At 68.7% G+C, this 16,051-nt stretch carries 10 protein-coding genes; all 10 read left to right on the forward strand.

Features of this window, described 5'->3' with window-relative positions:
- Window positions 1-412: 412 nt before the first annotated feature.
- The 10 genes from rplJ to rplC all read left to right on the forward strand — a co-directional run bounded on the left by rplJ (window position 413) and on the right by rplC (window position 16,047).
- Window positions 413-934: a 50S ribosomal protein L10 gene (gene rplJ / locus KZX45_RS04785; protein ID WP_248256559.1), complete on the forward strand. Its 522-nt coding sequence runs from the start codon at window positions 413-415 to the stop codon at window positions 932-934.
- 80 nt (window positions 935-1,014) lie between these two features.
- The gene (rplL, locus tag KZX45_RS04790; RefSeq protein WP_248256560.1) at window positions 1,015-1,404 is read left to right on the forward strand and encodes a 50S ribosomal protein L7/L12; all 390 of its coding nucleotides are present in this window, start codon (window positions 1,015-1,017) and stop codon (window positions 1,402-1,404) included.
- A 229-nt stretch (window positions 1,405-1,633) separates the two neighbouring features.
- Window positions 1,634-5,143: a DNA-directed RNA polymerase subunit beta gene (gene rpoB, locus KZX45_RS04795; protein WP_248256561.1), complete on the forward strand. Its 3,510-nt coding sequence runs from the start codon at window positions 1,634-1,636 to the stop codon at window positions 5,141-5,143.
- A 128-nt stretch (window positions 5,144-5,271) separates the two neighbouring features.
- Window positions 5,272-9,162: a DNA-directed RNA polymerase subunit beta' gene (locus KZX45_RS04800; protein ID WP_248256562.1), complete on the forward strand. Its 3,891-nt coding sequence runs from the start codon at window positions 5,272-5,274 to the stop codon at window positions 9,160-9,162.
- 429 nt (window positions 9,163-9,591) lie between these two features.
- Window positions 9,592-9,966 carry a 30S ribosomal protein S12 gene (rpsL, locus tag KZX45_RS04805; RefSeq protein ID WP_043498211.1) on the forward strand — a complete coding sequence of 125 codons (375 nt, stop codon included), beginning with the start codon at window positions 9,592-9,594 and terminating at the stop codon, window positions 9,964-9,966.
- The gene (gene rpsG, locus KZX45_RS04810) at window positions 9,966-10,436 is read left to right on the forward strand and encodes a 30S ribosomal protein S7 (protein ID WP_248256563.1); all 471 of its coding nucleotides are present in this window, start codon (window positions 9,966-9,968) and stop codon (window positions 10,434-10,436) included. Before rpsL ends, rpsG begins: the two co-directional genes overlap by 1 nt.
- 75 nt (window positions 10,437-10,511) lie before the next feature.
- A complete protein-coding gene (gene fusA / locus KZX45_RS04815) occupies window positions 10,512-12,614 on the forward strand; it encodes an elongation factor G (protein ID WP_248256564.1) in 2,103 nt (700 codons plus the stop codon).
- Window positions 12,615-12,736: 122 nt separating this feature from the next.
- Window positions 12,737-13,930 (forward strand): elongation factor Tu, encoded by a 1,194-nt coding sequence (gene tuf / locus KZX45_RS04820; protein ID WP_248256565.1) that lies wholly within the window; start codon window positions 12,737-12,739, stop codon window positions 13,928-13,930.
- Between the two features lie 1,128 nt (window positions 13,931-15,058).
- On the forward strand, window positions 15,059-15,367 hold the full coding sequence (gene rpsJ / locus KZX45_RS04825) for a 30S ribosomal protein S10 (RefSeq protein ID WP_006502853.1): 309 nt from the start codon (window positions 15,059-15,061) through the stop codon (window positions 15,365-15,367).
- A gap of 11 nt (window positions 15,368-15,378) precedes the next feature.
- Window positions 15,379-16,047 carry a 50S ribosomal protein L3 gene (rplC, locus tag KZX45_RS04830; protein WP_248256566.1) on the forward strand — a complete coding sequence of 223 codons (669 nt, stop codon included), beginning with the start codon at window positions 15,379-15,381 and terminating at the stop codon, window positions 16,045-16,047.
- Window positions 16,048-16,051 lie beyond the last annotated feature (4 nt).

The raw sequence follows: 16,051 nt of genomic DNA on the forward strand, positions 1-16,051 counted from the left end.
CGACCGGGAGAGTGCGCCGCCCGCCGCGCCGAGGAGACCGTCGCCCGCCGCACCGTTCTCGAGAGCCTGGACGGCAGCAAGGGCATTCGCGGGAGCGCGGACAGCAGCAAGGGGAGGCGCGAGCCGCCGGGGCAGGCGGTTGCCGGGTCGGTGTGGCCAAGGACACGCCCGCAACCGCGCCGCCGGCCCACCCGGGCGTTGCCCGCACCTCTCCGGACCGGGTAGGGTGGCATCTGCCAAAGACCGCCGGTCGCCCGTCGCTGAGACGGGGCCAAGTCCGCGAACGCGGAGCCAGCGCAGGTGAGATACGAGCTTAAGCCGTTCGCGGCGTCCGAGCCCCGTGCCTTCCTGTGCACGGGGCTCTTTCTCGTTCCCGGGCCCACCGACCGGCGTCACTACCGGAAGGAGGGCCATGGCGAGGCCTGACAAGGCGGCAGCGGTTGCCGAGATCACGGAGCAGTTCCGTGAGTCGAGCGCCGTCGTGCTGACCGAGTACCGCGGGCTCAGCGTCGCCCAGCTCAAGCAGCTGCGCCGCTCGCTCGCCGGTACCGCTAGCTACGCCGTGGTGAAGAACACGCTGACGGCCATCGCGGCGAAGGAGGCCGGCCTCGACAACCTCGAGGACGAGCTCTCCGGTCCCACCGCGATCGCGTTCGTGACCGGGGAGCCGGTCGACGCGGCCAAGGCCCTGCGTGACTTCGCCAAGGCGAACCCTCAGCTCGTGATCAAGGCGGGCGTCCTGGAGGGCAACAAGCTCTCCGCCGAGGACGTCACCAAGCTCGCCGAGCTCGAGTCCCGCGACGTGCTGCTGGGCAAGGCGGCCGGAGCGTTCAAGGCTGCGCTGTTCCAGGCTGCCTACCTCTTCACCGCGCCGGCCACCCAGGCCGCGCGCACCATCGAGGCCCTGCGCGAGAAGCAGGCCGCCGAGGCCTGATCCCGCCCGGGACCGGTCACGGCACGCACCACCCCCACCCTCTGCTCGCGTAGCAGGACTACCAGGAAGGAACGCCTACCATGGCGAAGCTCAGCACCGAAGAGCTCATCGAGGCTTTCAAGGAGCTCACCCTCATCGAGCTCTCCGAGTTCGTGAAGCAGTTCGAGGAGACCTTCGAGGTCACCGCCGCCGCCCCCGTCGCCGTTGCCGCTGCCGGTGCGCCGGCCGGCGCCGCCGCCGAGGAGGCCGAGGAGGAGAAGACGGAGTTCGACGTCGTCCTCGAGTCGGTCGGCGACAAGAAGATCCAGGTCATCAAGGAGGTGCGCGCCCTGACCTCCCTCGGCCTGAAGGAGGCCAAGGACCTCGTCGACGGCGCCCCCAAGCCCGTCCTCGAGGGCGTGGCGAAGGACGTCGCCGACAAGGCCAAGGAGGCCCTCGAGGGCGCCGGGGCCACCGTCACCCTCAAGTGATCTGACGCCGGCCCCCGCCCCTGCGCCACAGCGCCGGCGGGGGACCGGCAGGCCCGTACGGCTCGACGACGAGGCCCGCACCTGTGGTGCGGGCCTCGTCCCGTACCCGCTGGACTTCGCACCATCCGGCCGGTATGCTGTCGCTTTGCGCTGACTTCTGCCTGCAATCAGGCCACCCGTCCCAGGTGATCAGTGCAGCGTGCATTCCAATCGCAGGGAAGGACCCCCTTTGGCTGCCTCGCGCACCTCTTCCGCACCTACTGCTGACGCTATCGCGAACCGTACGGCATCACGCCGCGTGTCGTTCGCAAAAATCCACGAGCCGCTTCAGGCGCCCGACCTTCTCGGGCTCCAGACCGAGAGCTTCGACTGGCTGCTCGGTGACGATGCCTGGCGCGCCCGCGTCGAGGCCGCCGCCGCGAGCGGCGACACGAACGTGAACACCACGTCGGGCCTGGAGGAGATCTTCGCCGAGATCTCCCCGATCGAGGACTTCGGCCAGTCCATGTCGCTCTCCTTCCGCGACCACCGCTTCGAGCCGCCGAAGTACACGGCGGAGGAGTGCAAGGAGAAGGACTTCACCTACGCCGCCCCGCTGTTCGTCACGGCGGAGTTCGTCAACTACACCACCGGCGAGATCAAGTCGCAGACGGTGTTCATGGGCGACTTCCCGCTGATGACCGAGCGCGGCACCTTCATCATCAACGGCACCGAGCGTGTCGTCGTGTCCCAGCTCGTCCGCTCCCCGGGGGTCTACTTCGAGCGGACCCCGGACAAGACGTCCGACAAGGACATCTTCACCACCAAGGTGATCCCCAGCCGCGGCGCCTGGCTCGAGTTCGAGATCGACAAGCGCGACGCCGTCGGCGTGCGCATCGACCGCAAGCGCAAGCAGTCGGTCACCGTCTTCCTGCGCGCCCTGGGCATGACGGAGTCGGAGATCCGCGAGGAGTTCGCCGACTACCCGGTGCTGCTCGAGACCCTCGAGAAGGACAACGTCTCCACCCAGGACGAGGCGCTGCTCGACATCTACCGCAAGGTTCGTCCCGGCGAGCCGCCGACGGTCGAGGCCGGCCGCACCCTGCTGGAGAACTACTACTTCAACCCCAAGCGCTACGACCTCGCCAAGGTCGGCCGCTACAAGATCAACAAGAAGCTCGGGCTGACGACGGAGCTCGGTGAGTCGGTCCTGCGCCTGGACGACATCACCGCGACCATCAAGTTCCTGCTCGCCCTCCACAAGGGCGACGAGACGATCCCCGGCACGCGCAACGGCGAGGCGATCGAGGTCCGCGTCGAGACCGACGACATCGACCACTTCGGCAACCGCCGCATCCGCGCCGTCGGCGAGCTCATCCAGAACCAGGTCCGCACCGGCCTGTCCCGCATGGAGCGCGTCGTCCGCGAGCGCATGACCACGCAGGACGTCGAGGCGATCACCCCGCAGACCCTGATCAACATCCGCCCCGTGGTGGCGTCGATCAAGGAGTTCTTCGGGACGTCGCAGCTCTCGCAGTTCATGGACCAGAACAACCCGCTGGCCGGCCTGACGCACAAGCGCCGCCTGTCCGCGCTCGGCCCGGGCGGTCTGTCCCGCGACCGCGCCGGCATGGAGGTCCGTGACGTCCACCCGTCGCACTACGGGCGGATGTGCCCCATCGAGACCCCTGAGGGCCCGAACATCGGTCTGATCGGCTCGCTGGCGACCTTCGCGCGCATCAACCCGTTCGGCTTCGTGGAGACCCCGTACCGCGTGGTCAAGGACGGCGTGGTCTCCGACGACGTCGTCTACCTCACGGCCGACGACGAGGACCGTCACGTCATCGCGCAGGCCTCGGCCCCGCTCGACGACGACGGCAAGTTCGTCGAGGACTCGGCCCTGTGCCGCCTCTCCGGCGGTGAGCCGGCCCTGGTCGCCATCGACGAGATCGACTACATGGACGTCTCCGCGCGCCAGATGGTCTCCGTGGCCACGGCCATGATCCCGTTCCTCGAGCACGACGACGCCAACCGCGCCCTCATGGGTGCGAACATGCAGCGCCAGGCCGTGCCGCTGCTGCGCAGCGAGGCCCCGCTCGTCGGGACCGGCATGGAGCGCCGCGCCGCCGTCGACGCCGGTGACGTCATCGTCGCCGCGAAGGCCGGCGTGGTCACCGAGGTCTCGGCCGACGCCATCCAGGTGGCCGCCGACGACGGGACGACCCAGGTCTACCGCGTCGCCAAGTTCCGCCGCTCGAACCAGGGCAACTCCTACAACCAGCGCGTGCTGGTCGACGAGGGCGCCCGCGTCGAGGTCGGCTCCGTCCTGGCGGACGGTCCCGCCACCGACGACGGCGAGCTGGCCCTGGGCCGCAACCTCCTCGTCGCCTTCATGTCGTGGGAGGGCTACAACTACGAGGACGCCATCATCCTGTCCCAGCGCATCGTGGCTGACGACGTGCTCACCTCGATCCACATCGAGGAGCACGAGGTCGACGCCCGCGAGACCAAGCTGGGCGCCGAGGAGATCACCCGGGACATCCCGAACGTCTCCGAGGAGGTCCTCGCGGACCTGGACGAGCGCGGCATCATCCGTATCGGCGCCGAGGTCAGCTCCGGCGACATCCTCGTCGGCAAGGTCACCCCGAAGGGCGAGACCGAGCTCACCTCCGAGGAGCGTCTGCTCCGCGCCATCTTCGGCGAGAAGGCGCGCGAGGTGCGCGACACCTCCCTGAAGGTGCCGCACGGTGAGTCCGGCATCGTCATCGGCATCCGCGAGTTCTCCGAGGAGGAGGGCGACGAGCTGCCCCCGGGCGTGAACCAGATGGTCCGCGTCTACATCGCGCAGCGCCGCAAGATCACCGACGGCGACAAGCTCGCCGGCCGTCACGGCAACAAGGGCGTCATCTCCAAGATCCTCCCGGTCGAGGACATGCCGTTCCTGCCCGACGGCACCCCGGTGGACGTCATCCTCAACCCGCTCGGCGTCCCCGGACGCATGAACGTGGGCCAGGTGCTCGAGCTGCACCTCGGCTGGATCGCCGCGCAGGGCTGGGACGTCACCGAGGCCGCCAAGGCGGCCGAGGAGTGGACCAAGCACCTGCCCGAGGAGGCCCTCCAGGGCGCCCCGCGCACCCCGGTGGCCACGCCTGTCTTCGACGGAATCCACCAGGAGGAGGTCCAGGGTCTGCTCCAGCACACCACGCTCACGCGCGACGGGGAGCGGCTGGTCAGCTCCGACGGCAAGGCGCAGCTCTTCGACGGTCGCTCCGGCGAGCCGTTCCCGGAGCCGATCTCCGTGGGCTACATGTACATCCTCAAGCTGCACCACCTGGTGGACGACAAGATCCACGCGCGCTCGACGGGTCCGTACTCGATGATCACCCAGCAGCCGCTGGGCGGTAAGGCGCAGTTCGGTGGTCAGCGCTTCGGCGAGATGGAGGTCTGGGCCCTGGAGGCCTACGGCGCCGCCTACGCCCTGCAGGAGCTGCTGACGATCAAGTCCGACGACGTGACCGGCCGCGTGAAGGTCTACGAGGCCATCGTCAAGGGCGAGAACATCCCCGAGCCCGGGATCCCCGAGTCGTTCAAGGTGCTCATCCAGGAGATGCGCTCGCTCTGCCTGAACGTCGAGGCGCTCGACGCCGAGGGCAACGCCATCGAGCTGCGGGACGCCGACGACGAGGTCTACCGGGCCGCTGAGGAGCTCGGCATCGATCTCTCGCGCCGCCCGGACGCCAGCAGCGTCGACGAACTGTAGAGCTCGACGGGGCGCGCCGGACCGCCGCCGACCGCAAGAACACGGTCGGCGGCGCTCCCGGCGCCAGCAGCCCGCCGCCGCTCATCGAATAGCTGTACACGGTGTTCTACCGGAGGAAGTAGGAACCCTTGCTCGACGTCAATGTCTTCGACCAGCTCCACATCTCGCTCGCGACCGCGGGCGACGTGCGCGAGTGGTCGCACGGTGAGGTCAAGAAGCCCGAGACCATCAACTACCGCACCCTGAAGCCGGAGAAGGACGGTCTGTTCGGCGAGCAGATCTTCGGCCCCACCCGGGACTGGGAGTGCGCGTGCGGCAAGTACAAGCGCGTGCGCTACAAGGGCATCATCTGCGAGCGCTGCGGTGTCGAGGTCACCCGCTCGAAGGTCCGCCGCGAGCGCATGGGCCACATCGAGCTCGCCGCGCCCGTCACGCACATCTGGTACTTCAAGGGCGTCCCCTCGCGCCTGGGGTACCTGCTCAACCTGGCGCCGAAGGACCTGGAGAAGGTCATCTACTTCGCCGCCTACATGATCACCGAGGTGGACGAGGACGGCCGGCACGAGGACCAGCCCTCGCTCCAGAACGAGATGGACCTGGAGAAGAAGCAGGTCGAGACCCGGCGCGACGCCGACATCGAGGCCCGCGCCCAGCGGCTCGAGGCCGACCTCGCCGAGCTCGAGGCCTCCGGCGCCAAGGCCGACGCGCGCGACAAGGTGCGCAAGTCCGCCGAGCGCGAGATGGCCCAGATCCGCAAGCGCGCGGACCAGGACCTCGACCGGCTCGAGCGCGTCTGGGACCGCTTCAAGAACCTCAAGGTCGGTGACCTCGAGGGCGACGAGCTGCTCTACCGCGAGCTCAACGCCCGCTACGGGATCTACTTCAAGGGCTCGATGGGCGCCGAGGCGATCCAGAAGCGCCTGGAGACCTTCGACCTGCAGGCCGAGGCCGACTCCCTGCGCGAGACCATCGCCACGGGCACCGGTCAGCGCAAGACCCGGGCGCTGAAGCGCCTCAAGGTCGTCAACGCGTTCCTCACCACGGGCAACTCCCCGCTGGGCATGGTCCTGGACTGCGTCCCGGTCATCCCGCCGGACCTGCGCCCGATGGTCCAGCTCGACGGCGGCCGCTTCGCCACCTCCGACCTGAACGACCTGTACCGCCGCGTCATCAACCGCAACAACCGCCTCAAGCGGCTGCTCGACCTCGGCGCGCCGGAGATCATCGTCAACAACGAGAAGCGCATGCTCCAGGAGTCCGTGGACGCGCTCTTCGACAACGGCCGCCGCGGGCGTCCGGTGACGGGCCCGGGCAACCGCGCCCTGAAGTCGATCTCCGACATGCTCAAGGGCAAGCAGGGCCGGTTCCGCCAGAACCTGCTCGGCAAGCGCGTGGACTACTCGGGCCGTTCGGTCATCGTCGTCGGCCCGACCCTGCAGCTGCACCAGTGCGGTCTGCCCAAGCAGATGGCCCTGGAGCTGTTCAAGCCGTTCGTGATGAAGCGGCTCGTGGACCTCAACCACGCGCAGAACATCAAGGCGGCCAAGCGCATGGTCGAGCGTTCGCGCCCGCAGGTGTGGGACGTCCTCTCCGAGGTCATCCGCGAGCACCCGGTGCTGCTCAACCGCGCGCCGACCCTGCACCGTCTCGGCATCCAGGCCTTCGAGCCCCAGCTGGTCGAGGGCAAGGCCATCCAGCTCCACCCGCTCGTCTGCGGCGCGTTCAACGCCGACTTCGACGGCGACCAGATGGCCGTGCACCTGCCGCTGAGCGCGGAGGCCCAGGCCGAGGCCCGCATCCTGATGCTGTCCTCGAACAACATCCTCAAGCCGTCGGACGGCCGTCCGGTGACCATGCCCACCCAGGACATGATCATCGGCCTGTTCCACCTGACGTCGGACCGCGGCGACGCGCTGGGCGAGGGACGTTCCTTCTCGTCCATGGCCGAGGCGATCATGGCCTACGACGCCGAGGAGCTCGACCTCAACGCGGTCGTGAAGATCCGTTTCCCCGAGCTCGTCCCGCCGCTGGGCTGGACCGCGCCGGAGGACCGGGAGGAGGGCGACCCGTACGTCCTCGAGACCACGCTGGGCCGCGCCCTGTTCAACGAGCTGCTGCCGGTCGACTACCCGTACATCAACGGTGTGGTGGACAAGAAGGTGCTCGGCAGCATCGTCAACGACCTGGCCGAGCGGTACCCGAAGGTCGAGGTCGGGGCGAGCCTCGACGCGCTCAAGGAGGCCGGCTTCCGGTGGGCGTCGCGCTCCGGCGTGACCATCGCGATCTCCGACGTCGTCGCCCCCGCGGCGAAGGCGGGCATCCTCGAGAAGTACGAGGGCGAGGCCGCGAAGATCCAGGAGCAGTACGACATCGGCCTGATCACCGACGACGAGCGCCGTCAGGAGCTCATCGACATCTGGACCCAGGCGACCAACGACGTCGACGCTGCGATGCGGGAGAACTTCCCGGAGCGCAACACCGTGTTCCGCATGGTCTCCTCGGGTGCGCGTGGTAACTGGATGCAGGTCCGTCAGATCGCCGGTATGCGCGGTCTGGTGGCGGACCCGAAGGGCGAGATCATCCCGCGCCCGATCAAGTCCAACTACCGCGAGGGCCTGTCCGTCCTCGAGTACTTCATCGCCACGCACGGTGCCCGCAAGGGCCTGGCCGACACCGCCCTGCGGACCGCCGACTCCGGGTACCTCACCCGTCGTCTGGTGGACGTCTCCCAGGACGTGATCGTCCGCGAGGACGACTGCGGCACCCGCATGGGCCTGACGATGACGATCGCCGAGCCGGACTCCCAGGGCAACCTGGTGCGCGCCGAGACGGTGGAGACCAGCGTCTACGCCCGTACGGTCGCCCAGGACGTCAAGGACGCGGACGGCAACGTCCTCGCCGCGGCGGGCGACGACGCGGGCGACGTGCTCATCGAGCGCCTGATCGCCGCCGGCATCACCGAGGTCAAGATCCGCTCGGTGCTGACCTGCGAGTCCCGCGTGGGCACCTGCGCCAAGTGCTACGGCCGCTCCCTGGCCACCGGCAAGCTGGTGGACATCGGCGAGGCCGTCGGCATCATCGCCGCGCAGTCCATCGGCGAGCCCGGCACGCAGCTGACCATGCGTACCTTCCACACCGGCGGCGCCGCCTCCGCGGAGGACATCACGCAGGGTCTGCCCCGTGTGCAGGAGCTCTTCGAGGCCCGCACCCCCAAGGGTGAAGCCCCGATCGCCGAGGCCGCCGGCCGGGTGAAGATCGACGACACCGAGCGCACGCGCAAGATCGTCATCACCCGCGACGATGGCCAGGAGGACGCGGTCTACCCGGTCACCAAGCGCGCCCGCCTGCTGGTCGAGGACGGAGAGCACGTCGCCGTCGGCAAGCAGCTGATCGCCGGTGCCGTGGACCCGAAGAAGGTCCTGCGCATCCTCGGCCCGCGCGCCACGCAGAAGCACCTCGTCGAGCAGGTCCAGGAGGTCTACCGCTCCCAGGGCGTGGACATCCACGACAAGCACATCGAGGTCATCGTCCGCCAGATGCTGCGCCGCGTGACGGTGCTCGACTCCGGCGACTCGCGACTGCTGCCCGGCGAGCTCATGGAGCGCAGCCGTTTCGAGACCGAGAACCGGCGCGTGGTCTCCGAGGGCGGCACCCCCGCCTCCGGCCGGCCCGAGCTGATGGGTATCACCAAGGCCTCGCTCGCGACCGACTCGTGGCTCTCCGCCGCCTCCTTCCAGGAGACGACGAAGGTGCTCACCGAGGCGGCCATGAGCAGCCGGCGTGACCCGCTCCTCGGCCTCAAGGAGAACGTCATCCTCGGTAAGCTCATCCCGGCCGGGACGGGCCTGCCCCGCTACCACGAGGTGGTCGTGGAGCCGACCGAGGAGGCCAAGGCCCAGGCGTTCAGCCGGCTGGGCTACAGCGACATCGACTTCGCCCCCACCGGCGGCACCAACGAGTCGATCCTCCTGGACGACCTGGACTTCGGTCCGGACACGTACGGGCTGGAGTTCCGCTGATCCACGCACAGGCGCGGCGGGGCCGAGAGGTTCTCACCTCCCGGCCCCGCCGCGTGTCACGGACGTGGTGCGCCGACAGGGTGTCGCACACCACGCCCCATGCTCGCCCCAAGCTTTGACGCACGAAACCGCCGCAGAGTACGCTGTTCGGCGGTGCCCGCGACATCGGGCTCTCGTGCGTGCGTCTCTCACACCGCTGGGTCATCAGCCCGGTCGGAGCGGGGCCCGCAGGCGTCACCGCCCAGTAGCAGCACGTCGATCCGCCCTTTACGGTGGCAGACGAGGCCGCGCAGCAGCTGGTCGACACGCCCGACAGCGGGGGCAGGGGGAGCGAGCCAGGTCGGGCCGGATGCGGTCCGTGCCGGTCGACCCCGTGGTCGGGCGAGCAGAGAAACATCGACACAGCAAGTACTTCGAGACGGAGATGTAGTGCCCACGATTCAGCAGCTGGTCCGCAAGGGCCGTAGCGTCAAGGTCGGGACTTCCAAGACGCCGGCCCTCAAGGGCAGCCCGCAGCGTCGCGGTGTGTGCACCCGCGTGTACACCACGACCCCGAAGAAGCCGAACTCGGCCCTTCGCAAGGTCGCCCGCGTGCGCCTGTCCTCCGGCATCGAGGTCACCGCGTACATCCCCGGCGTCGGTCACAACCTCCAGGAGCACTCCATCGTGCTGGTGCGCGGCGGTCGTGTGAAGGACCTGCCCGGTGTCCGTTACAAGATCGTCCGCGGCGCGCTCGACACCCAGGGTGTTCGTGGCCGCCAGCAGGCTCGCAGCCGTTACGGCGCGAAGAAGGAGAAGAAGTAATGCCTCGTAAGGGCCCCGCCCCGAAGCGTCCGCTCGTCGTCGACCCGGTCTACGGCTCGCCCGTCGTGACCCAGCTGGTCAACCGCGTCCTGCAGGACGGCAAGAAGTCCACGGCCGAGCGCATCGTCTACGGCGCCCTCGAGGGCGTCCGCACGAAGACCGACGCCGACCCCGCCGTCGTCCTCAAGCGCGCGCTCGAGAACGTCCGCCCCTCCCTCGAGGTCCGCTCCCGCCGCGTCGGTGGCGCCACCTACCAGGTGCCCGTCGAGGTCCGGCCCGTCCGCCAGACCACCCTCGCGCTGCGCTGGCTCGTCGACTACGCGCGCTCGCGCCGCGAGAAGACGATGACCGAGCGCCTCATGAACGAGATCCTCGACGCGTCCAACGGCCTCGGTGCCGCGGTGAAGCGTCGCGAGGACACGCACAAGATGGCCGAGTCCAACAAGGCCTTCGCGCACTACCGCTGGTAGTCACGGCGCCGCCGCCGGTGATCCCGGCGGCGGCACCCACGTCCTCACACACGACACGACCGAAGAGAGCCTCACGTGGCACTTGACGTGCTGACCGACCTGACCAAGGTCCGCAACATCGGCATCATGGCGCACATCGACGCCGGCAAGACGACGACGACCGAGCGGATCCTGTTCTACACCGGCATCAACTACAAGATCGGCGAGACGCACGACGGCGCCTCGACGATGGACTGGATGGAGCAGGAGCAGGAGCGCGGCATCACCATCACCTCCGCCGCCACCACCTGCTTCTGGAAGAACAACCAGATCAACATCATCGACACCCCCGGCCACGTCGACTTCACGGTCGAGGTCGAGCGCTCGCTGCGCGTGCTCGACGGTGCGGTCGCCGTCTTCGACGGCAAGGAGGGCGTCGAGCCCCAGTCCGAGACGGTGTGGCGCCAGGCGGACAAGTACGACGTCCCGCGCATCTGCTTCGTCAACAAGATGGACAAGCTCGGTGCGGACTTCTACTTCACGATCAAGACGATCGAGGACCGCCTCAAGGCCACGCCGCTGGTCATGCAGCTGCCGATCGGCTCCGAGAGCGACTTCCAGGGCGTCGTCGACCTCGTGAACATGCGTGCGCTGACCTGGCGGGGCGAGGTCAAGATCGGCGAGGACTACGAGGTCGAGGAGATCCCCGCCGACCTCCAGGCCAAGGCCGAGGAGTACCGCAACAAGCTCATCGAGCAGGTCGCGGAGGCGGACGAGGAGCTGCTCGAGAAGTACCTCGGCGGCGAGGAGTTCACGGTCGAGGAGATCAAGAAGGGCGTCCGCGCCCTGACGGTCTCCAGCCAGGCCTACCCGGTCTTCTGCGGCTCGGCGTTCAAGAACAAGGGCGTCCAGCCCATGCTCGACGCCGTCATCGACTACCTCCCCACCCCGCTCGACGTCCCGGCCGTCCAGGGCCACGCCGTCGGCGACGAGGAGCAGGTCATCGAGCGCCACCCGGACGAGACGGAGCCCTTCTCGGCCCTCGCGTTCAAGGTGGCCACGCACCCGTTCTTCGGCAAGCTCACCTACGTGCGCGTGTACTCCGGCAAGGTCGCGCAGGGCGCCCAGGTGCTCAACTCGACCAAGGGGAAGAAGGAGCGCATCGGGAAGATGTTCCAGATGCACTCCAACAAGGAGAACCCGATCGAGGAGGCCCACGCCGGCCACATCTACGCGTTCATCGGCCTCAAGGACGTCACCACCGGTGACACCCTGTGCGCCCTCGACGCGCCGATCATCCTCGAGTCGATGTCCTTCCCCGAGCCGGTCATCCACGTGGCCATCGAGCCCAAGACCAAGGGCGACCAGGAGAAGCTCTCCACGGCCATCCAGAAGCTGGCCGAGGAGGACCCCACCTTCTCGGTGAAGCTGGACGAGGAGACCGGCCAGACCGTCATCGGCGGCATGGGCGAGCTCCACCTCGACATCCTCGTGGACCGCATGCGCCGCGAGTTCAAGGTCGAGGCCAACGTCGGCGCGCCGATGGTCGCCTACCGCGAGACCATCCGCCGCAAGGTCGAGAAGGTCGACTACACCCACAAGAAGCAGACCGGTGGCTCCGGCCAGTTCGCGAAGGTGCAGGTCACCTTCGAGCCCCTCGACACCGCCGAGGGCGAGCTGTACGAGTTCGAGAACAAAGTCACCGGTGGCCGCATCCCGCGCGAGTACATCCCGAGCGTGGACGCCGGCATCCAGGACGCGCTCCAGAACGGCGTCCTGGCGGGCTACCCGATGGTGGGCGTCAAGGCGACCCTGCTGGATGGCGCCTACCACGACGTCGACTCCTCGGAGATGGCGTTCAAGATCGCCGGCTCCATGGTCCTCAAGGAGGGCGTGCGCAAGGCCGACCCGGCCCTGCTGGAGCCGATGATGGACGTCGAGGTGCGTACGCCCGAGGAGTACATGGGTGACGTCATTGGCGACCTCAACTCCCGCCGTGGCATGATCCAGTCGATGGAAGACGCGAGCGGCGTCAAGGTCGTCCGCGCTCTCGTGCCGCTGTCCGAGATGTTCGGCTACGTCGGCGACCTCCGGTCCAAGACCCAGGGTCGTGCGGTGTACTCGATGCAGTTCGACAGCTACGCGGAGGTTCCTCGGAACGTCGCCGAGGAGATCATCAAGAAGACCCGGGGCGAGTGAGTCCCACAGGTCGACCAGCAAGAAACCCATAACCGACCCGTAGGATCCCATCCGCCCCGGCAGGGGCCGCCAAGCGCCTGCCAGAGCTGAGAGACAACTACCCAAGTCCCAGGAGGACCCCAGTGGCGAAGGCCAAGTTCGAGCGGACCAAGCCGCACGTCAACATCGGCACCATCGGTCACGTCGACCACGGCAAGACGACGCTGACCGCCGCGATCTCGAAGGTGCTGGCGGACAAGTACCCGGACCTGAACACGTTCACCCCGTTCGACCAGGTCGACAACGCTCCCGAGGAGCGTCAGCGCGGTATCACGATCAACGTCTCGCACGTCGAGTACCAGACGGAGAAGCGTCACTACGCGCACGTCGACGCCCCGGGTCACGCCGACTACATCAAGAACATGATCACCGGTGCCGCCCAGATGGACGGCGCGATCCTGGTGGTCGCGGCGACCGACGGCCCGATGGCCCAGACCCGCGAGCACGTGCTGCTCGCCCGCCAGGTCGGCGTGCCGTACCTGCTGGTCGCGCTGAACAAGGCCGACATGGTCGACGACGAGGAGATCCTCGAGCTCGTCGAGATGGAGGTCCGCGAGCTGCTGTCGTCCCAGGGCTTCCCCGGCGACGACGTCCCGGTGGTGCGCGTCTCGGCGCTCAAGGCTCTCGAGGGCGACCCGGAGTGGGTCAAGTCCGTCGAGGACCTCATGGAGGCCGTCGACAACAACGTCCCGGACCCGGTCCGCGACATCGACAAGCCGTTCCTCATGCCCATCGAGGACGTCTTCACGATCACTGGCCGCGGCACCGTGGTCACCGGTCGTGTCGAGCGCGGCCAGCTCAAGGTGAACGAGGAGGTCGAGATCGTCGGTATCAAGGAGGCGAAGCAGACCACCACCGTCACCGGCATCGAGATGTTCCGCAAGCTGCTCGACACCGCGGACGCCGGCGAGAACGTCGGTCTGCTGCTGCGCGGCACCAAGCGCGAGGACGTCGAGCGTGGGCAGGTCGTGTGCAAGCCCGGCTCGATCACCCCGCACACCCAGTTCGAGGGTCAGGTCTACATCCTGGCCAAGGACGAGGGCGGGCGTCACAACCCGTTCTACTCGAACTACCGTCCGCAGTTCTACTTCCGGACCACCGACGTCACCGGCGTCATCACGCTGCCCGAGGGCACCGAGATGGTCATGCCCGGCGACAACACCGAGATGACGGTCGAGCTGATCCAGCCGATCGCCATGGAGGAGGGCCTCGGCTTCGCCATCCGTGAGGGTGGCCGCACCGTCGGCTCCGGCCGCGTCACCAAGATCCTCAAGTGATCGCCCGCCAGGCCTAGGCCTGGCACCGGCCGGGGGAGATCCCGGCTGCCGGCCCCGGCCGGCGAACGCAGGACCACAGGGCCCGGCGGCTGCACCAGCAGCTGCCGGGCCCTGCTGCGTGTGGCGGCCTCCTGGCTGCACCGGTGGCTGCGGGGCCCTGGTGCGTGTGCCGGGTCTCCCACCGGGCCTGCCGGCTGCACCAGCAGCAGCCGGGCCCTGGTGCGTGTTGCGGGCCTCCTGGCTGCACCAGCAGCTGCCGGGCCCTGCTGCGTGTGGCGGGCCTGCCGGCTGCACCGGCGGCTGCGGGGCCCTGGTGCGTGTGGCGGGCCTCCTGGCTGCACCGGTGGCTGCCGGGCGCTGGTGCGTGTGCCGGGTCTCCCACCGGGCCTGCCGGCTGCACCAGCAGCTGCCGGGCCCTGGTGCGTGTGGCGGGCCTCCTGGCTGCACCGGCGGCTGTGAGGTCCTCGTGCGTGCGGCGAGCCCCCCGGCTGCACCAGCAGGTGCCGTGCCCTCGCGGCCAGCCGGTGGCAGGCCAGCTTTCCCTTGCGCCGCTGCCGGACCGAGGGCCCGCCCCGCCTCGCTCAACGGGGATGATTGGTGTCTGTCAGTGACACCTTTCTTCCCCGATCTGGTAGGGCCCGCGTCTTCCCCCGTCCGGTTGGCCGCGCCAGGCGAGTGCGAGACCGGCGGGCATGCCGAGCAGATCCACGCTGGCGAGGTGGCAGGCAGCGCGAGACGGTCGATGCGGGCTCGGTGGGGCCGCACGGACCCCGGTGGGCAGCGTCACAAGGGTGATCGGGGCCGGGGGCTCGCGGGCCGGCGCCGCGGGCTGGTAACGTAACGGGGCCGGGACGCGCGAGCGTGCCTGTCGAGTAGTGATCCAGTCCTCACCGCGGGGAAAGGGTCCTGATTGGCCAACAGGTCGGTCGCTCTGGCAGACTAGTCCGGTTGCCTGGGGTCAGGCCCCAGAGACATGACTGCTGGATCGGGTGCCAACACCCAGGTCCGAACAAGCATCACAACGACCACCCCCGAACGGGGATCCGGGTCGGAGCATGTTGCCTTGCGCGACACGCCCGAGCGCGGGGGTCGGTACAGGTAGCGGTACGAGAGAGGTTAGACGACGCCATGGCGGGACAGAAGATCCGCATCCGGCTCAAGTCCTACGACCACGAGGTCATCGACAGCTCGGCGCGCAAGATCGTCGACACGGTGACTCGCGCTGGTGCGACGGTCGTGGGCCCGGTGCCGCTGCCGACGGAGAAGAACGTCTTCGTCGTCATCCGTTCGCCCCACAAGTACAAGGACAGCCGCGAGCACTTCGAGATGCGCACCCACAAGCGCCTCATCGACATCGTCGACCCGACGCCGAAGGCTGTCGACTCGCTCATGCGTCTCGACCTGCCGGCGGACGTCAACATCGAGATCAAGCTCTGAGGACTCCTGCAATGACTACGACTTCCCAGCAGGCTGCCGGCCGCGCCGTCAAGGCGCTGCTCGGCACGAAGCTCGGCATGACCCAGGTCTGGGACGAGGCCGGGCGCCTTGTTCCCGTCACGGTCGTCCAGGTGGGCACGAACGTGGTGACGCAGGTGCGTTCCGCGGAGACCGACGGCTACAACGCCGTCCAGCTCGCCTTCGGCCAGATCGACCCGCGCAAGGTCACCCAGCCGCTCAAGGGCCACTTCGAGAAGGCCGGGGTCACCCCGCGCCGCCACGTGGCCGAGATCCGCACCTCCGACGCCACCGAGTACAACCTCGGCCAGGAGCTCTCGGTGGACACCTTCGAGGCCGGCCAGCGCGTCGACGTCGTCGGGACCACGAAGGGCAAGGGCACGGCCGGTGTCATGAAGCGCCACGGCTTCGCCGGCGTCTCCGCCTCGCACGGCTCGCACCGCAACCACCGCAAGCCCGGCTCGATCGGTGGCGCCTCCACGCCGTCGCGCGTGTTCAAGGGGCTGCGCATGGCCGGCCGGATGGGCAACGAGCGCCAGACCACCCAGAACCTCACGATCCACGCCATCGACGCCGAGCGGGGCCTCGTGCTCGTCGCCGGCGCCGTTCCCGGCAACAAGGGTGGCGTCGTCGTGATCCGTACCGCCGCGAAGGGGGCGTGAGCCG

Origin of the sequence: Georgenia sp. EYE_87, from assembly GCF_023148685.1 — a bacterium.
Taxonomy (GTDB): Bacteria; Actinomycetota; Actinomycetes; order Actinomycetales; family Actinomycetaceae; genus Georgenia.

Excerpts from the sequence above, each read along its gene's own strand:
- rpsJ (WP_006502853.1), top strand. The coding sequence starts at position 15,059 with ATGGCGGGACAGAAGATCCGCATCCGGCTCAAGTCCTACGACCACGAG.
- rplJ (WP_248256559.1), top strand. The coding sequence starts at position 413 with ATGGCGAGGCCTGACAAGGCGGCAGCGGTTGCCGAGATCACGGAGCAG.
- rplL (WP_248256560.1), top strand. The coding sequence starts at position 1,015 with ATGGCGAAGCTCAGCACCGAAGAGCTCATCGAGGCTTTCAAGGAGCTC.
- rplC (WP_248256566.1), top strand. The coding sequence starts at position 15,379 with ATGACTACGACTTCCCAGCAGGCTGCCGGCCGCGCCGTCAAGGCGCTG.
- rpsG (WP_248256563.1), top strand. The coding sequence starts at position 9,966 with ATGCCTCGTAAGGGCCCCGCCCCGAAGCGTCCGCTCGTCGTCGACCCG.